The organism is Herbiconiux sp. (assembly GCF_023264895.1).
Lineage (GTDB): Bacteria > Actinomycetota > Actinomycetes > Actinomycetales > Microbacteriaceae > Herbiconiux.
Genome location: NZ_JAHFUY010000100.1, coordinates 1 through 15,922, shown reverse-complemented (window position 1 = coordinate 15,922; position 15,922 = coordinate 1). Strand labels below are relative to the sequence as shown.

At 66.3% G+C, this 15,922-nt stretch carries 19 protein-coding genes and 2 pseudogenes; 7 read left to right on the top strand and 14 right to left on the bottom strand.

The features are described from left to right. From Q0D57_RS16415 to Q0D57_RS16405, 3 genes and pseudogenes are all read right to left on the bottom strand, one after another. Nucleotides 1–463, bottom strand: a pseudogene (locus Q0D57_RS16415) (cation-transporting P-type ATPase); the annotation flags it as partial. Next, a complete protein-coding gene (locus tag Q0D57_RS16410; protein WP_291046032.1) occupies nucleotides 460–819 on the bottom strand; it encodes a metalloregulator ArsR/SmtB family transcription factor in 360 nt (119 codons plus the stop codon). The pseudogene Q0D57_RS16415 and the gene Q0D57_RS16410, both read right to left, overlap by 4 nt. 27 nt (nucleotides 820–846) lie before the next feature. Next, nucleotides 847–1,275, bottom strand: coding sequence for a metalloregulator ArsR/SmtB family transcription factor (locus Q0D57_RS16405; protein ID WP_291046031.1), 429 nt, complete (start codon nucleotides 1,273–1,275; stop codon nucleotides 847–849). Between the two features lie 158 nt (nucleotides 1,276–1,433). Between Q0D57_RS16405 and Q0D57_RS16400 the strand changes: the two genes are divergently transcribed. The 5 genes from Q0D57_RS16400 (at nucleotide 1,434) to Q0D57_RS16380 (ending at nucleotide 5,334) form a co-directional block, all read left to right on the top strand. Further along, complete coding sequence (locus tag Q0D57_RS16400) at nucleotides 1,434–2,543, top strand: ionic transporter y4hA (RefSeq protein WP_291046029.1); 1,110 nt, start codon at nucleotides 1,434–1,436, stop codon at nucleotides 2,541–2,543. 62 nt (nucleotides 2,544–2,605) lie between these two features. Further along, nucleotides 2,606–3,037: a hypothetical protein gene (locus Q0D57_RS16395; RefSeq protein ID WP_291046026.1), complete on the top strand. Its 432-nt coding sequence runs from the start codon at nucleotides 2,606–2,608 to the stop codon at nucleotides 3,035–3,037. Between the two features lie 78 nt (nucleotides 3,038–3,115). After that, a complete protein-coding gene (locus tag Q0D57_RS16390) occupies nucleotides 3,116–3,544 on the top strand; it encodes a hypothetical protein (protein ID WP_291046022.1) in 429 nt (142 codons plus the stop codon). Between the two features lie 238 nt (nucleotides 3,545–3,782). Continuing rightward, a complete protein-coding gene (locus tag Q0D57_RS16385) occupies nucleotides 3,783–4,865 on the top strand; it encodes an acyltransferase (RefSeq protein WP_291046020.1) in 1,083 nt (360 codons plus the stop codon). 70 nt (nucleotides 4,866–4,935) lie between these two features. Continuing rightward, complete coding sequence (locus Q0D57_RS16380) at nucleotides 4,936–5,334, top strand: arsenate reductase ArsC (RefSeq protein ID WP_291046018.1); 399 nt, start codon at nucleotides 4,936–4,938, stop codon at nucleotides 5,332–5,334. Here the strand turns inward: Q0D57_RS16380 and Q0D57_RS16375 are convergent. Then, on the bottom strand, nucleotides 5,331–5,771 hold the full coding sequence (locus Q0D57_RS16375; RefSeq protein WP_291046016.1) for a MerR family transcriptional regulator: 441 nt from the start codon (nucleotides 5,769–5,771) through the stop codon (nucleotides 5,331–5,333). The genes Q0D57_RS16380 and Q0D57_RS16375 overlap by 4 nt on opposite strands. A 93-nt stretch (nucleotides 5,772–5,864) precedes the next feature. On the opposite strand from Q0D57_RS16375, the gene Q0D57_RS16370 reads away from it, so the two are divergent. Next, complete coding sequence (locus Q0D57_RS16370; RefSeq protein ID WP_291046013.1) at nucleotides 5,865–6,860, top strand: bile acid:sodium symporter; 996 nt, start codon at nucleotides 5,865–5,867, stop codon at nucleotides 6,858–6,860. Nucleotides 6,861–6,897: 37 nt separating this feature from the next. Here Q0D57_RS16370 and Q0D57_RS16365 read toward each other — a convergent pair whose 3' ends face one another. From Q0D57_RS16365 to Q0D57_RS16320, 10 genes and pseudogenes are all read right to left on the bottom strand, one after another. Further along, nucleotides 6,898–7,344, bottom strand: coding sequence for a signal peptidase II (locus Q0D57_RS16365; RefSeq protein WP_291046008.1), 447 nt, complete (start codon nucleotides 7,342–7,344; stop codon nucleotides 6,898–6,900). 71 nt (nucleotides 7,345–7,415) lie between these two features. Next, nucleotides 7,416–8,030, bottom strand: coding sequence for a cadmium resistance transporter (locus Q0D57_RS16360; protein WP_291046006.1), 615 nt, complete (start codon nucleotides 8,028–8,030; stop codon nucleotides 7,416–7,418). Nucleotides 8,031–8,139: 109 nt separating this feature from the next. Further along, nucleotides 8,140–8,493 (bottom strand): winged helix-turn-helix domain-containing protein, encoded by a 354-nt coding sequence (locus Q0D57_RS16355; RefSeq protein WP_291046005.1) that lies wholly within the window; start codon nucleotides 8,491–8,493, stop codon nucleotides 8,140–8,142. 118 nt (nucleotides 8,494–8,611) lie between these two features. Further along, nucleotides 8,612–8,791, bottom strand: a pseudogene (locus Q0D57_RS16350) (low molecular weight phosphatase family protein); the annotation flags it as partial. Between the two features lie 296 nt (nucleotides 8,792–9,087). Further along, nucleotides 9,088–9,711, bottom strand: a complete 624-nt coding sequence (locus Q0D57_RS16345) for a GyrI-like domain-containing protein (protein WP_291046003.1) — start codon at nucleotides 9,709–9,711, stop codon at nucleotides 9,088–9,090. A 26-nt stretch (nucleotides 9,712–9,737) separates the two neighbouring features. Further along, complete coding sequence (locus Q0D57_RS16340) at nucleotides 9,738–10,961, bottom strand: ABC transporter permease (RefSeq protein ID WP_291046002.1); 1,224 nt, start codon at nucleotides 10,959–10,961, stop codon at nucleotides 9,738–9,740. Then, nucleotides 10,958–11,680, bottom strand: coding sequence for an ABC transporter ATP-binding protein (locus Q0D57_RS16335; RefSeq protein WP_291046000.1), 723 nt, complete (start codon nucleotides 11,678–11,680; stop codon nucleotides 10,958–10,960). The genes Q0D57_RS16340 and Q0D57_RS16335 overlap by 4 nt, the downstream gene beginning before the upstream one ends. After that, entirely contained in the window at nucleotides 11,677–13,179 is a 1,503-nt protein-coding gene (locus Q0D57_RS16330; protein ID WP_291045998.1) for a peptidoglycan-binding domain-containing protein, read from the bottom strand. Before Q0D57_RS16330 ends, Q0D57_RS16335 begins: the two co-directional genes overlap by 4 nt. 145 nt (nucleotides 13,180–13,324) lie before the next feature. After that, nucleotides 13,325–14,323, bottom strand: coding sequence for a hypothetical protein (locus Q0D57_RS16325; protein WP_291045996.1), 999 nt, complete (start codon nucleotides 14,321–14,323; stop codon nucleotides 13,325–13,327). A 3-nt stretch (nucleotides 14,324–14,326) separates the two neighbouring features. After that, nucleotides 14,327–15,337: a hypothetical protein gene (locus Q0D57_RS16320; protein WP_291045994.1), complete on the bottom strand. Its 1,011-nt coding sequence runs from the start codon at nucleotides 15,335–15,337 to the stop codon at nucleotides 14,327–14,329. Between the two features lie 179 nt (nucleotides 15,338–15,516). Between Q0D57_RS16320 and Q0D57_RS16315 the strand changes: the two genes are divergently transcribed. Next, nucleotides 15,517–15,922 (top strand): DUF308 domain-containing protein (locus Q0D57_RS16315; protein WP_291045991.1); only part of this gene is annotated, 406 nt, incomplete at its 3' end.

Genomic DNA, 15,922 nt, shown 5'->3' with positions numbered 1-15,922 from the left:
TCGAGAACAGGAACGCCAGCGCGGCCGCCTCGCCGACGTAACCCAGCAGTACGGCGCCGACCGCTGCGATTGTCATCAGTAAACCAACGCCGAGTCGACGGCGGAGGAGACGACGAACGGCGCCCGGCACGAAGGTTGAGGCGCCCGCAATGAGGCTCAGCGCGAGCACGATCGTTGCCGTGACGCCAACCCCGGACCATTCCAACGCGTAGCCGACCGCCAGGAGCACCCCGGCGGCGATCGGGACGAGCAGATGCCGGTCCTTCCACCACGGAGTTAGCTCTTCGCTTTCGCCGCCGGCATGATCGTGCTCGTCGTGACCGTGGCTCGGAAGGCCAGCTGGGCTGTCGTGGGTGCAGGCGTCACCCGTCCCGGCACTGCCGGCACCGGTGAGGGTGAAGCCTGGTCGCCGACCGATCGATAACGGCGTGCGATCTTCGGGTCCGCAGCATTCCTTGCTCACCGGGCGACCTCCGCTCCGCAGCACAGCGGTACATCGCAGTTCTCATCCGCGCATTCGATACCGTCGTCGACGGCGAGGACGACATCCATCAAGGCAAGAAGCGACTTCGTCAGATGAGGGTCGGCGATCTCGTAACGGGTCTGCCGCCCTTCGGGGATCGCGGCCACGATGCCGCACCCGCGCAGACAGGTCAGATGATTGGACACGTTCGAACGGGTGAGTTCGAGATCTCGGGCCAGCTCGGCCGGGTGGCCAGGCTGTTGGATCAGGCTCAACAGAATGCGGGAACGGGTAGGATCGGCCATCGCACGACCGAGGCGGTTCGTGATGTCTAGACGTGAAGCAATAGTCAGCACACGCTGACCATACAGCGAAAGCTGTATTTAATCAATGCGGACCTCGGCGGGCGATAGGGGAGTGGGGTGCATCAGCTCCGTATGGCCCACATGCTCCAGTCCGATCTCAAGCAGATGCTGCACGTGCGAATCAGCAATCTCATAGAAGGCCACCCGGCCATCGCGGCGGACATCGACGACGCGATGAGCTCGCAGAAGACGCAGAGCGTGCGAGACCGCTGACTCGCTGAGGCGGATCGCTGCAGCAAGATCGCGAACGCACATCGGGCCATCCAGCAGCGCGATCAGCAGTCGCACTCGGTTCGGATCTCCCAGGAGACCAAAGACATCCGCCAGATCCGCGATGTCCGCTGGTTCCGGCATCGTCGCCCGCACAGCATCGACGTGCTCGGGGTCAACCGTAGGCGCCGAAAAGGGTGCTCTTCCGGAGGGTTTGCCGGGCACTGCGAGAGGCATGAGCTCGAGGATACCCCGCGTCACACGGTCCCAGATGAGCGGAGACCTATACAGTACATGTTCGCGTGTACGCTCAGAGCTTCTCCAGATGGTTGAGAGATCGTATGAACATATGAGCACTCGTTCATAGATCACCCGATCCCAACCGAAACGAGATTGTGCCTAAGACCCAAGCGCCCAAGCCTGCGGCGTATAAGACCTGGCTGAGTACCGGCATCCCGATTGTTGCCGGTGTCACGCTCGCGGCGTTCTGGGGCCAAAAACTCGATGGCGGGCTGGTCGTCCTGGTCGCCATCGTGCTTGCCGCTGCTGTGCTCGTCGCGGTGTATCACGCAGAAGTCATCGCTCATCGCGTGGGCGAGCCGTTCGGCTCCCTGGTCCTTGCAATCTCGGTCACGGCGATCGAGGTCGCCTTGATTGTCACCCTTGTCAGTGCTGGAGGGCCCGGCGCGGCGACGCTTGCACGCGACACCGTGTTCGCCGCCGTGATGATCACCATGAACGGAATCGTCGGCCTCGCCCTCGTGATTGGGACGTTCAAGCACGGGATCGTGAAGTTCAACGCCGAAGGAACTGGTGCCGCACTCGCGACAGTCACCGCGCTCGCCACCCTGGGGCTCGTTCTTCCCACGTTCACGTCCGCTGAGGGGCCGGTATTCACAACGAGCCAGCTCGTATTCGTGGCTATTGCATCCCTCGTTCTCTATGGCATATTCGTCGGAATCCAGACCGTGAGCCACCGAGAAATGTTCGTGCCGGTCAAGAAGATCGTCTCAGCCCCCGTCACCCAGGGGAGAGCGCACATCCCGTCTATCGCCCAGACCTTGATCAGCCTCGGCTTGCTGTTGATCTCGCTGATTGCAGTCGTCGGATTAGCGAAACTCGAATCACCCTCGATCGAAGCCGCGGTGGCAGCTGTCGGATTCCCGCCATCCTTCGTGGGCGTCATCATCGCAATCCTGGTGCTGCTGCCCGAAAGCATCGCAGCCCTGCGGGCGGCGCGGCGAAACGAAATCCAGACGAGCTACAACCTCGCCTTGGGGTCCGCCATGGCCAGCATCGGACTCACCATCCCGGTGATCGCCATTTCCACCTTCTGGTTCGAGGGCTCCTTGATTCTTGGCCTCGGACCCACCCAAATCACCCTCTTCATCTTGACCGTGGTCGTCAGCACACTGACGCTCGTGCCGGGAAAAGCCACTCGCCTCCAAGGTGGCGTTCATCTGGTGATCTTCGCCACCTTCATCGTCCTTTCGATCTCCCCGTAGCCACAGGTGTGATTCGCCCCGAATGTCGCCCCACAATCCGACGCCCCACGAAAAGGACCCCGATGATCATCTCCCGAACCGGCCGGATCGCGGCAGCGATTGCGACGGTAGCGTTCAGTGGTGCACTCCTGGCCGGATGCTCCTCCGTCGGTGAGATGGTTGCGCAGGAGGCCGGAGATGCCGCCTGCACAGTCATCACTCCGGTCCTCGAGCAGGTGGCCGCAGATGTCCAAACGGCAGTTGCCGACATCCTGGTCGACCCGGCTGCGGCCGACAAGAATTTGCAGGCCGCAAAGGTACTTCTCGACACTGTCGCGAGCCAAACAGCTGAGGGCGCCGCCTCCACCGCCGCCGACACGGCCAGCACTGCAATCGACGGCCTCATCGAGCAGGCCCAAGCGATGGAGGCGGGGGAGACCATCGACCAGAGACGAGTCGACGAACTCAGCTCTGAACTCCAAACTGCGCTCTCAACCGCCACCGGCTTGTGTTGATTCCAGCCGCCATAGCCTGAGAGTGTCGTGTCAGCCCCACCCCGACCTCGCTGTCACAGCAAAATCCCTGAACTATAGATGGATGAAGAGGGAGTGATAGTGCGCAATCAGTTTTCGCTGCGCCTGCGCCACGGCGGAGTCGTGGCCGTGATCCTCACCGCCATCGCCGTCGTGGCAACAGCCGTCTTCGTTCACGTTGTGCCCGTGCACACCTCAGCCAGCTCTGTACATGTCGTGACGACCGCTGAACCGGACGCAGCACCCAGTAGTAGCGCAATCGGAGACATTCGAGCCCAGGTGGGCGATCTGGCCCACCCCCAGATCGATCACGACTCGACACTGAGATATCGGGCCCCAGATCTCAAGGGCGCCGATGTCGGCGCCCTGCCCAGCTCCTCCGAGCATGTCACGCACGACACCGTCGATCGTCGAGCGGCCAACGATCCTGTGGGGGCAAGCTCTGCCTCGCCGCCGTCACTGATCGCCCTGTCGATCAACCGAACGTAGAACCGGTCTCCTCGTAACCTGCTCACTGCATGGCTGCGAGGCTCACTCGCCCAAACGCCGCGCCTCCCAATGGAGCTCCTGCGACGGCGCCTTCCCGACCGCTTCCGGGTCGCACCATGCTGACCCAATTCGTTTGAGATCGAGGACTTCTCTCGTGGCAATCCACGCCGGCACCTCATCGCCCCACCTACGCTCGAGCACCAGTGCTCCCGCACCAACAAGCACTCGCATTCCCTCCATGGATGGGCTTCGTGCGATCGCGGTCCTAATCGTGTTCGTCGGCCACGGCACCACCGACCAAGGATTCTGGCCAGGCCATCTCGGCGTGACCATCTTCTTCTTCCTCAGCGGATACCTGATCACCACCCTGCTGCGCCGTGAGTTCGAATCCTCCAGAACAATCGGACTCGGGCGCTTCTACCTGCGCCGAGCATTCCGCATCCTCCCCGCCGCATACGTCACAATCCTCCTGGCACTGCTCCTGGCGGCCACCGGAGTTCTTCCCGCCGCGGTCACCGGGTGGGGCGTGGCTGCGGAATTCCTCAACGTCACCAACTACTACATCGCCTTCAACGGCGACACAGGTCTACCCCCCGAGACAAGCCAGCTCTGGTCGCTCGCCGTCGAGGAGCAGTACTACCTTGTCGTTCCACTCCTCCTCCTTCTCGCGTACAGAGCCGGCGCCGGCCGCGTCCTGATCGGCCGAGTCATCGTCGTGGTTGCCCTGGCCGTACCCATCTGGCGTATCATCCTTGGGCTGAACGGCGCGACGTTCGAGCGGATCTACAACTCGACCGACACGCGCGTCGATGCGATCCTGTGGGGCGCTGCCTTAGCACTGTTGTTGAACCCGGCCATGGGCGATCGCCTCAGACTGTCCGGCCGGCTCGGGAGATGGACGGCCAGGCACCTTCCGCTGGTCGCCGGCGCGGCAGCGATCATCATTGCAGTCAGCTCCGTCGTGCCGTCCATGGCCTTCGAGCTGAGCATCGCCGGCACTATTCAGGGAATAGCTCTCGCCCCCGTCTTCTGGTTCGTCATCACTCGACCACAGGGGCGTGTCGGTCGAATACTCAACAGCAGAGTCGCCGTGCGCATCGGGGTGCTTTCGTTCTCGATCTATCTACTGCATAAGACAGTTCTCGCCCTGATTACACCCACGGTCGACGCGCCTCCTCTCACTGACGCAATAGGCCTCGTCCTTTCAATCGCTGCGGCCCAGCTCCTCTACTGGGCTGTCGAACGTCCGTTCATGCGCCTGCGCATTCGAATCGAAGCGTGGTTCGATCGGCGTCGCGAACGATCCCGGCGCAAGATGTGACGCGTTCAGGTCTATCTCTCGGCCTCCGGTGAACGGCGTTTGATGAGGATTGTCTCGCCACTGGCAGGCCATGACCGACGCCACCGTCACAAAACCCGCAGTCCTGTTCGTCTGCGTTCACAACGCCGGCCGATCGCAGATGGCCGCCGGATACCTCCGCTCTCTCGCCGGTGACCGCCTCAATGTGTTCTCCGCCGGCAGCCAGGCAGGCTACGCGGTGAATTCCGCCGCCGTGGCAGTAATGGACGAGGAGGGCATCGATTTGACTGGTGCCAGACCTCAAATCCTCGTCCGTCAGGCCGACGCTGTCATCACGATGGGCTGCGGCGACGCCTGCCCGATCTTTCCCGGAAAGCGCTACGAGGACTGGGAACTCACCGACCCCGCCGGGCAATCCGTCGATGTCGTCCGTGAAGTCCGGAACGACATCAAGGCACGAGTGCAGAGCCTCATCGCAAGCCTGGTCTAAAGCGCATCCGTATCGACGCCTGGGGTCGATAGCGAGTGCTCTAGAGCACGGAAGACGCATTCGGTCGAGCAGTGGTCGTCACTGTCCGGGCAGTTGGCCAGGCCGCGGTCGGCGCCATCGAGTCGGGCTCGCAGTGAATCCAGCCGTGCACGCTTCTCATCGATCAGCCGCATTCGCTCGATCAGGAGAGGGCGGAGCTTGTCCCGCACTTCCGTGCAGGAGTCGGCCTCTTGCGATCTCAGGTGCCTACCGATGTCTCCAAGTGGCAGCCCCAGTTCCTTGCTCGCCTCGATGAGATCCAACCGGCTCAGCACCTCGGCGTCGTAGTCCCTGTAGCCGTTGCGAGCACGCTGCGGGCTGATGAGTCCGATGCTCTCGTAGTAACGCAGCGCCGAAGCGCTGACTCCGCTGCGGCGGCTGACCTCTGAGATACGCATGCGGCGACCCTACTTCGCCAGAGTCGACTTGACCTTCAAGCGACTCGAACGTTTACCGTTGACGTCCGTGACTCAGACTCTGCCTGCCCGCGCATGACGGCCCTCGTCGCTCGCCTGGAACGCCATCAGATAGCCGTCTACCTGACCGCAATCGCAGTCGGCGGCGCTGTTGGTCTGCTGCTGCCCGCGGCCCACCAGCTTGAGGTGGCAATCGAACCGGTGCTGGCTCTTCTGCTGTTCGCCACGTTCCTCGGAGTGCCCTTCGCCGCCATCGGCCGGGCGCTCCGCGACGGTCGGTTCCTCGCCGCGGTCGGTGTGGTGAACTTCGTCATCGTCCCAGTCGTGGTCTTCGGCCTGTCGAGATTCGTCGCAGACAACCCGGCGCTGCTCTTTGGCGTGCTCCTGGTGCTGCTCACCCCGTGCATCGACTACGTGATCGTGTTCGCCGGCCTCGCCGGCGCCGCGTCAGAACGACTGCTCGCTGCAGCCCCACTGCTGATGCTCGCCCAGATCCTGCTCCTCCCGCTGTACCTGCTGATATTCATCGGGCCGGCAGGAGTCGCCGTTGTCGAGGTAGGACCGTTCGCGCGCGCCTTCCTGCTGCTGATCGTCGTTCCACTCACCGCAGCCGCGGCAACCCAGTGGCTCGCCCGCCAGCACCGATTCGGGCGCCTTATCGAGCGGAGCATGCTGGCCCTCATGGTTCCGCTGATGGTCGCCACGCTCTTCACGGTCGTGGCGTCACAGGCGGGCGCTGTTGCCGCCGTCGCCCGGCAGCTGCTCGTCCTGGTGCCGATCTACGCGGCGTTTCTCGTGATCATGGCTCTCGTTGGTCGGGTGGCGGGCAAGCTTTTCCAGCTCGATGTGCCGGCAACCCGCGCGCTTGTATTCAGTGGCTCAACCAGAAACTCTCTGGTTGTTCTTCCCCTCGCACTTGCCTTACCCGGAGCCCTTGCGATCGCTCCTGTCGTAGTGGTCACCCAGACGCTAGTCGAGCTCATTGGCATGGTGGTTTTCGTGCGACTTGTTCCGCGACTCATCCGATCTGATCGCCGGCGTAGGCCGCGGCGCCAACCGACCGTTCGTTAGCGAGCAGTGGCCTGTACTGATCCGCCCGAGAGCCAGTTCATTTTCGGGTGGTGGAATGTGGTGCTGCTGAGGGAGACCGGAGTCCGATGAGAACCGCTGTGATGGCGCCGCTGAAGATCACGATGTCGGCGATATTGCCGATGAACCAGTTCCCGTAGGCCAGGAAGTCGACCACGTGGCCATTGCCGAACGAGGGTGCTCGGAACAACCGGTCGATGGCGTGCGATGTGGCTGCACCCCCGAGGAGACCAACAACGATCGCCCACGAGGTGCGGCGAATCCTGAATGCGAAAACCAGCGCCACAACGGCCGCCACGACAGATAGAACGGTGAAGATCCAGGTCGCGTTCTCTCCGAGGGAGAACGCGGCCCCCGGGTTGTAAGCCAGCTGGAGGCCCAGGAGGTCGCCGAGTAGAGGGATGCGCTCGGTTCGAGACAGATTAGCTTCGGCCCACCACTTGGACGCCTGATCGATGGCCACCACGCCTGCGCCTAACGCGATTGCTGCTACCGGCAACAGCCATCGCCGAGTCGTCACGGTGTCGACAGGCCGGGTCATGTGAGTGCTCCAATGAGGCGCGGAACCACGCCGGATTCGATGAGGATGAACAGGCCGAGTCCGATGAACACGACCGGTACGAGCCAGTGTTCGACACGCTCGAGCTTTTCGGTGATCGTCTTGTTCGTGCCGATCAGCTTGCCGGCAGCGCACCAGACAGCCACCAGGAGCAGGAACACGATGATCATGGTGACCGTATCTCCAACACTGTTCGTGCGGAAGACGGGCGTGTAGATCGAGATGTTGTCGGCGCCGTTCGCGATGGTGATTCCAGCCACCCCGAAAAGACCCACGGCGGTGATCTTGTCGTCATCGTCATCGTCATCGTCATCGTCGTGACGGCGCAGCCCCTTGATCAGGGTGTAGACGCCGATACCGAGCGGGATAAGGCCGAGGAAGCCGACCCACTCGTCCGGGATGATGGTCAGCCCCAACGCGGCGATCACACTGATGATGACCAGGGTGATGAATCCGAGGTACTGCCCGGTGATGATCTGCCACGGTCGTGGTCGGCCGCGAGTCGACGCGAGGAACAGGACTGTGAGAACAACGATGTCATCGATGTTGGTGGCCGCAAACAGGCCCACGGCGGTCAGGATGGTGGTCAGCATGAGCCCTCCGGGCGTCGGGTAGCGAACATCCGCACACGGCGGGCGTCGGGTCGAACTAAGAAGATTCGCCGACGCGCAACGGCGTCAGGTCGGGTCGAAACGAGGTTGGTCAGTTAGCTGTGCCGCAGGAACCCGCGGCGTCGCACGACGGATCCAGGCATGGTGCGTGCGCGTCGACCGCCAGGGTGACGTCCACGAGCGCTATGAGTGCTCGCGCCAGATGCGGGTCAGCGATCTCGTACCGCGTCTGCCGCCCCTCCGGCTCGGCCACGACGATTCCGCAGTCATTCAAGCAGGTGAGGTGGTTCGAAACATTCGACCGAGAGAGTCCTAGTTCTCGAGCGAGCACGGCTGGGTAGCTCGGCGCATCAAGGAGTGTCAACAGAATGCGTGAGCGGGTGTGATCGGCCATAGCTCGGCCCAACCGGTTCATGACATCAAGTCGACTCGCAATAGTCAGCATACAGTGACTATACAGTGTCTGATGTACATATGGAAGATTGAACGATTCCGCGCTTGTCGAGTTTGCTCACGAGGGACTGGTGTCGTACTACCGCCGCAAATGTTCGCTCTCAGAGCGCTTAAACGCGGCCGCGCAGCTCCACCACGCGGGAGCGAATGTCGTCCCGGACGAGCCGCATCCGGTCCATGCCCTCGATGCCTCGTTCCGAGGGGTCGTCACTGATCCACGTCTCAAAACGGGCCCCGGGAATCTGATCCACCTTTGCTTCTGCGCCCAGCACGACGACGACGTCGGCCGACTCGCAGCTCGATCATGCGACGGGCTCGTTGGGGGACATACGGCACTCGACGAAGAAGATCTGGATCATGCGACGAGCACGTACAAGGGGCTGGAGAATCCGGCGAGACCCACGACGGGGTAGGCCGTGGTGACGGCCTGACAGGGCGAGTCGGTGTGGGTCATGAAGGTCTGCTTTCCTGATGCTTGATCGAGAGACTTCCGGAGCGCGCGCCGTGGCCCACACCTTCAGTCAACCACTCGCCGTCATTGCAGCAAATCAGGTTGGCGGCGTTCGTGTTGACATAATGGGCATTATCAGCGCGTGACCGGCTGGCGGAGAAGGGTGCGGCGGCGGGCCGGTTCGACGCGGCGGGCGTCGCTCAGGTAGATCTCGTGGTGGAGGCCGCGCATCCGGTAGCCGAGCTCCGGGATGACCTCGTCGTGGAGGCGCTGCAGCACGGGCGCCTCGTCGTCGTAGCTTCCGATGTGGAGCGTCTGCACGCAGGTCTTCTCCTGGAGCGTCTGCAACCGGACCGATCCGGCCGCCGATGCCGCTGCGGCCGAGGCTGTTGACATAACGATTCCGCGCGCGTCGTCGAGCATCGGCTGCGTGATCCAGTCCGGCACCATCATCAGCAGCGTCCATGCCCAAGCCGACTTGTCCCGGGCCGTCGTGAACGACGCCATGTCATCCGCCGACCAGAGGCCTTCCAGTGGCATCACGACGTAGTCGCGGCCCAGCTGAGCCTTGCTCATGAACTTGAGCTTGTAGGCCAGAGGATAGAGCGCCTCGAGGGCCGCGGTGAACTCCGGAGCGGCGTTCGGATCGCCGTGGCCGTCGATGGCGAGATAGGTGAGTTCGGGCACCTCGAGCACCCGGAACTCCCCCGGTCTGCCGGCCCGGTAGCAGTCGAGGGTCTTCTTGAAATCGGTCTTCATCGCTCACCCCGGCATCAGAGTAGTGCTCACGACACGCGCAGCGCATCGGCGGGCTCGGTTCGCGCGGCCTTCGCGGCAGGATACGCGCCCGCGGCCAGGCCCACCGCGGCACCCAGCGCCGCACAGCCGAAGGCCAGCGGGAGATCGAGCACGGGCGTCCAGCCGCGAAGCGCCGACACCGCCACGATCGCGAGCACCGCCAGGGCCACCCCGACCACTCCCCCGAGTGCGCCCACGACCACGGATTCCGTCACGAACTGCGCACCGATCTGTCGACGCGTGGCGCCGAGAGCACGCCGCAGGCCGATCTCGCCCGTGCGCTCGGAGACGCTCAGCGTGGTCACGTTCGCGATGCCAAGTCCGCCGGCCAGCAGGGTGATGAGGCCGATGGCGACGAAGACGATGTCGAGGTCGTCTCCGACCTCGTTCTGCAGGGCGGTCGGTCGGCTGGGAGCCGCCACGGTGAAGACGTCGGGCTCGTTCGGGTCGAGGGCGATGGGCGCCTGCCGAGAGACGAGCTCGCCGGCGGAGCGGTCGAGGTGCAGGGCGACGAGATCCGCAGGAATCGCGGGGAAATCTCGGCGGGCCGCGCCGGTGGGGATGATCACGGCTGCGGCCAGGTGCGCCTGAGTAGCCGACTTCCCCAGGATGCCGATGACCGTGTAGCTGCGGTCGCCGAGGAACACCGACGGTTGCGCCTCCAGGCGCCGGATGCCGAGAGCCGTCGCCGCATCGGCCCCGAGGATCGCAACCCGGTCCCCCCGGGCGTCATGGCCCTCGTCGAAGGCACGACCCGCGACGAGACGGGCTCCGATCGCCTCCACCAGCTCGCCCGAGCTGGCGTACACCGGCGGCGGGGTCGTCTCCGGCTCGGAGGGGTCGTGCACGGGCACGGCGCTCACCCGGAGGCCGCCGGTGGGGAGCGCGGTGAGGGTGGCCGCGGCGAGCACCCCGGCCAGCCGCCGCACCCGATCGACCGAGTCGTCGGGCAGCACGGCGGCGGCGCGCTCCTCACCGTCGGCGCCCTGCTTCTTCTGCGGGGTGATCTCGGCGTGCTCGGCCGCCACCGAGTCGAAGTGCGCGTCGAGCTGGCCACCGGCGGTCTGCCCGAGCCCGACCGTGAGCACGAGTGCGCCGATGCCCACGACCGTGCCGAGGAGGCTCACGAACAGCCGGAGCGGCCGCGCGCCCACGCCCTCGAGCACCTCGGCGACCAGATCGCGGAGGTCGAACCGTGCTGTTCTCGTCATCGGTCGATCTCACTCATCGGGGTCTCGCGGAGTCGGCCGTCGGTGATGACGACGCGGCGGCGGGCGCGTGCCGCCACCTCGGGATCGTGGGTGATGACGACGATCGTGAGGCCGTCCGCGTGCAGGTCGTCGAAGAGCGCCAGGACCGCGTCGGCATTGGCGCGGTCGAGATTGCCGGTGGGCTCGTCGGCCAGCAGGAGCCGCGGATCGGTGCAGACGGCTCGGGCGATCGCTACCCGCTGCCGCTCACCACCCGAGAGCGTGGCCGGGAACGCCTCCAGCCGGTGCCCGAGACCCACCCGCTCGAGCGCCGTCCGTGCCCGGGTCGCACGCTCGTGCCGCGGGATCCGGCCGTACGTGAAGGCGAGCATCACGTTCTCCCGCACCGTCCGAGTGGGAAGCAGATGGAACGACTGGAACACGAAGCCGATCCCCGAGCCGCGCAGCTCCGACCTCCGCCGGTCGTCGAGCGCGGCGGTCGGCGTGCCGTCGAACAGGTACTCCCCCGTGGTCGGCCGGTCGAGCAGGCCCAGGATGTTGAGAGCCGTCGACTTGCCGGCACCGGATGGGCCGGTGATGGCGACGTAGTCTCCCGCGGGCAGCTGCAGGTCGATGCCGGCGAGCGCCGTGACCGCACGCCCGGACCCGAACGAGCGTCCCACACCACGCAGCTCCACCAGCGGCGCCGCCTGGTCGCTCCGTGGCTCCCTGATCGTCATCGGCCGACCACGACCCTGGCGCCGGCGCGCACCCGCGGATCGGTCGTGCGGATCTCGACGAAGCCCCCGGCTGAGAGTCCTGCCTCCACCTCGACGAGAGCGGATCCGCTTCCGCCGCCGTCGGAGGAGGCGGGCGGATCTCCGGTGCCCTCCCCGTCCGGCGCGAGCTCGATCCGCGCCTCTCCCCCGGGCCCCGCCGTGAGAGCCACGACGGGCACCGCGAGAACCTCGCCATCGGTCGACTGCACCGGGATGCCGACACGCACGTTGGTGCCTTTCAGCGACTCGCGTTCCTGATCCGTCAGTGCGCCCGGCGAGAGGACGACATCGAAGCGCTTGCCGCCGGCCGAACCCTCCGCCGAGTCGTCTGCTCCGCTCCCCTCCTTCTGAGCCACGACAGAGGCGACGGTGGCGGGGTGCTCCACGCCGTCGGCTCCCTCGAAGGTCGCCGCCGCACCGGGGGCGAGCAGTTCGGCATCGGCAGCGGACGCCGAGCCCTCGAGCACGAGCTCGGCGCCGGAGACCGAGAGCGCCGCGCCCGACGTGACGCTCCCCCGCTCCGCGGTCACCGCATCCACGCGGCGGGGAAGGGACGTGAGGTAGACGACCTCGGCGGAGGGCAGGCCGGTCAGCGCCTCCTCTTCGGCGCGCCCGAGGGCGGCCCTGGCGTCGTCGAGCTGCTCCTTGGCCGCGGCCAGGTTCGCCTGTTCGGCACTGGTCGGAGGTGGCTTCAGGAGGTCGTCCCGCCTGGCCAGCGCGAGGGCTAGCTCATCTTCGAGCCGCGCGACCAGAGAGTCTTCCCGGGGCACGGCGTCGGCCGCTGCGGCCAGCGCCCGCTGAGCCTCGCGCACCTGGTTGTCGGCCTCGACCCGGGCTGCCGTCGACGGACCCGCGGCAGCGCCCGACACCGCAGCCCCCGCCTGCTCGACCGCGGCCTCGGCACCGCGCACCGTCGACCGAGCGGCGGCGAGCTGCTGCTCCACCTCGGCGCCCGACCCGGGCGGCGGGTAGCCGGCCCGCCGGTACAGCTCGCCGACGGCCGCAGCGGTCGCGGAATCATAGGCATCCGATGTGGTGTCGCCCGCGTCGATGCCGAGGCGGGCGAGGGCGGCCTTGAGCTGGAGCACGTCCGGCCCCGAGAGCCCGGCCCGCAGCGAACGGTACGCCGGAAGCGCACCGGGCAGCACGAGGAGTGGCCGCCCGGCCACCTCGAGCGCCACCGATCCGGCCTCGAGTGTGCTGCCGACCTCGGGGACGCGCCCGGTCACGACTGCCGGGCCGCCGAGGCCCGTGGTGTCGACCTTGACGTCGACGGCATCGGCGTAGGCGACGTCGGCCCGGGTGGTGACCGTGTTCTGGATGACCCGGCGCTCGATCGGGGCCGTCACGGGCCCCGCTTCCGGTGGCCTGGCCGCTGCCGCCAGCTCGGCAGGAGACACCACGAACCGGCTGAGCGCGACCCCGGCCCCCAGCGCCACCACGGCCACGATCGCGATCACCCCCACGAGCCGCGGCCCGCGCAGCCGTCCCGGAGGAGCCGACCGCCTCGACCTCTCCGCTCGAGGACGTTCCGCACGTGACGTCTCCGCACGTGACGTCTCCGCGCGAGACCTCTCCGCTCGAGACGTCGCTCCTCGAGGCTGCTCATGACCCGATTCGCGCGACGAGCGCATCGAGTTCCTCCCGGTGTGCCTCCACGAACGACCGCTCCACCCGGAGCTGCTCGGCGGCCAGCGCTTCCGCGTAACCGTCCTCGCCTCCGCACTCGAAGTCGGCCGTCGCCACGGCGATCTCCTCAGACTGCAGGGCGTCGAGTGCAGCGGGGTCGGGTTCCTCCCCGTCCGGGCCGAGCAACTCGCCGTACCGACGGTCGAAGTCGCTGGCGGCCTCGTTCCTCTTCTCGTACTCTGGATGGCCTGCTTCCGCCATGCACTCCGACCAGGCCTCATCGGCCGCGAGCACGGCGGGCGCTGCCTCGGCCTTCTCGTACTCGCGCTCAAGGAGCATCAGCAGCGACTGCAGCTCTGGATCGTCCGGCTCCGGTTCCGATCCGAGCTCGTGGTCGGCGGCGCCCATGCAGCCACCTTCCGACCATTCGTACTGGTGGGACGCGTCGGCGGACTCCCCGCTGGCGGCGACCCCCTCCCCCGAGCCCTGCGGAAGGCCCCAGAGTGCCTCGTCGTACGCCGATCGCTCGCCCTCGCTGAGCGAATTCACGTACTCCTGGTTGGGATCGACACTCGCGCCGGGATCCGTGAACCGGAACGGGCCGCTCGAGACGCCGTAGCCGTAGGTGCGCGCGAACTCCTCGGTGCCGAAGGGGATGGCGAGCTCGTCACCACCGGCCGTGGAGCGGAGGTCGGGCTGGTAGTCGAACCCCTCCTTCTTCATGCACGCCGCCACGGCGTTCTGCAGTGCGACGTCTCGGGCGATCTTCTCCTTCTCCGATTCACGACCGTAGAAGACGGAGAGGTACGGATCCAGTGGCCCCGCACTGGCCGGTGCAGGCGCAGCGGCGGTCGTGGGCGCAGGTGACATCGGAGTGCCGCCCGTGTCGGTGCAGCCGCAGAGGATCGGCACGAGGACGAGCGGGATCGCCGCCAGCCGGATCGAGGCCAGCCGAGTCGTGGTCAGGGTGCGCATCCGTCACTCACCGCCGTGTCGGGCCAGGAGGGCGTCGAGGGCCTCCCGGTGCTCGTCGACGAAGGCCTGCTCGCGGGCCCTCTGCTCGGTCTCCAGGGTGGCGGTGTAGCCCGTGGACTCGCCGCACGCGAAGTCGGCGGCGGCGGTGGCGATTTCCTCGCCCTTCAGCTCGTCGAGCGCGACCGGGTCGGGCGCCCCGCCTTCACCGGCCGAGCCCGCCTCCTCGGGCGTCCCGGCTCCCTGCAGCGAGGCGAAGCGCTCGTTGAAGTCGTTGACCGGGTCGTCCTTCGTCTCGTATCCCGGGAAGCCGGCCGACGCCAGGCAGTCCGACCACTCCCTCTCCGCCGCGACCACGGCCGGCACCTCGCGCACGTCCGTCCAGATCGCGCCCATCTCCTCCACGAGCGAGGCGAACTCCGGATCCGTCGACCCGGTGTCGCCGAACTCGTGCTGAGCGGCCCCCATGCAGCCCGCCTGCTCCCAGTCGTACTCGGCGGAGACGTCGACCGAGGGTTCGTCGGTCGAGTCGGAGTCCGGCGCCTCCTGCGGTGCACCCCACAGCGCCGTGCTGTATGCGGTCTGCTCCCCCGGGCTCAACGAGTCGATGTAGTCCTGATTCGGGTCCTCGTACTCCACCGATCCACTCATCTGTTCGAACGCCTGCGTCGAGACCCCGTACCCGTAGGTCGTCGCGAACTCCTCGCTCCCCCACGGGATCTCCATGTCCTCCGTGCTGAACGACGCCGAGCCGAGAGACGGATCCGGTGTGTAGGAGAACCCCTCCTCCTTCATGCACGCGGCCACCGCATCCTGGATCGCGGCGTTCTGCGCCGCCTGCTCCTCCTCCGACCCGCTGCCGTAGAGCGCGGAGTAATAGGGCTCGAGCGGGCTCGGCGGAGCCGCGGACGACGACGGCGCCGCTCCGGGCCCGGCCGCGCACCCGCCGAGGAGCGCGACGGCGATCAGCGGGATCGCGACACCCGCGACCCGCCACGACGATGGTGATGACGACATGACTGCTTTCTGCCCGCACCCCCGAAAGTGACGATTGCTCGACTCACGATACGGGCAGCGGCCGACATCGGCGGCACCCGCGACATGCTCCCGGCACTTTCCCACCGCGCTCATAAGTGGCGCTAGATTGTGGTGCAACAGACCGCCTCACGGTGAGGCATCTCGCAAGGGGGAACACCATGACCACACCCACGATCAACCCGACGGGCTTCTGGCTCTTCGAGGGCGACATCACCGCCGCCGCCGGCCGCTGGCTCAAGGCCGGCCTCTGGATCCGCGCGATCCTCTCACTCGTGCTCGGCATCGTGGTGCTCGTGCTGTCGTTCAACAACCCGGATGCGATCGTGTTCACGATCGCCCTGTTCTTCGCGATCTACTTCTGGATCGTGGGGCTCGTGCGTGTGGTCGCCGGCATCGTGAACAAGGGCGTCTCGGGTGGCATGCGCGCGCTCAACATCATCCTCGGCGTGCTGCTCATCGTCGCGGGCGTCATCGCGATCCGCAACGAGGTCGTCGCGCTCGTGGCCCTCGCCTTCGTGATCGGCTTCTCCTGGGTGGTCGAGGGCGTGCTCGCCGTGATCGAGA

Excerpts from the sequence above, each read along its gene's own strand:
- Q0D57_RS16405 (WP_291046031.1), bottom strand. The coding sequence starts at position 1,275 with ATGCCTCTCGCAGTGCCCGGCAAACCCTCCGGAAGAGCACCCTTTTCG.
- Q0D57_RS16395 (WP_291046026.1), top strand. The coding sequence starts at position 2,606 with ATGATCATCTCCCGAACCGGCCGGATCGCGGCAGCGATTGCGACGGTA.
- Q0D57_RS16390 (WP_291046022.1), top strand. The coding sequence starts at position 3,116 with ATGGATGAAGAGGGAGTGATAGTGCGCAATCAGTTTTCGCTGCGCCTG.
- Q0D57_RS16385 (WP_291046020.1), top strand. The coding sequence starts at position 3,783 with ATGGATGGGCTTCGTGCGATCGCGGTCCTAATCGTGTTCGTCGGCCAC.
- Q0D57_RS16380 (WP_291046018.1), top strand. The coding sequence starts at position 4,936 with ATGACCGACGCCACCGTCACAAAACCCGCAGTCCTGTTCGTCTGCGTT.
- Q0D57_RS16375 (WP_291046016.1), bottom strand. The coding sequence starts at position 5,771 with ATGCGTATCTCAGAGGTCAGCCGCCGCAGCGGAGTCAGCGCTTCGGCG.
- Q0D57_RS16370 (WP_291046013.1), top strand. The coding sequence starts at position 5,865 with ATGACGGCCCTCGTCGCTCGCCTGGAACGCCATCAGATAGCCGTCTAC.
- Q0D57_RS16360 (WP_291046006.1), bottom strand. The coding sequence starts at position 8,030 with ATGCTGACCACCATCCTGACCGCCGTGGGCCTGTTTGCGGCCACCAAC.
- Q0D57_RS16355 (WP_291046005.1), bottom strand. The coding sequence starts at position 8,493 with ATGCTGACTATTGCGAGTCGACTTGATGTCATGAACCGGTTGGGCCGA.
- Q0D57_RS16345 (WP_291046003.1), bottom strand. The coding sequence starts at position 9,711 with ATGAAGACCGATTTCAAGAAGACCCTCGACTGCTACCGGGCCGGCAGA.
- Q0D57_RS16340 (WP_291046002.1), bottom strand. The coding sequence starts at position 10,961 with ATGACGAGAACAGCACGGTTCGACCTCCGCGATCTGGTCGCCGAGGTG.
- Q0D57_RS16335 (WP_291046000.1), bottom strand. The coding sequence starts at position 11,680 with ATGACGATCAGGGAGCCACGGAGCGACCAGGCGGCGCCGCTGGTGGAG.
- Q0D57_RS16325 (WP_291045996.1), bottom strand. The coding sequence starts at position 14,323 with ATGCGCACCCTGACCACGACTCGGCTGGCCTCGATCCGGCTGGCGGCG.
- Q0D57_RS16320 (WP_291045994.1), bottom strand. The coding sequence starts at position 15,337 with ATGTCGTCATCACCATCGTCGTGGCGGGTCGCGGGTGTCGCGATCCCG.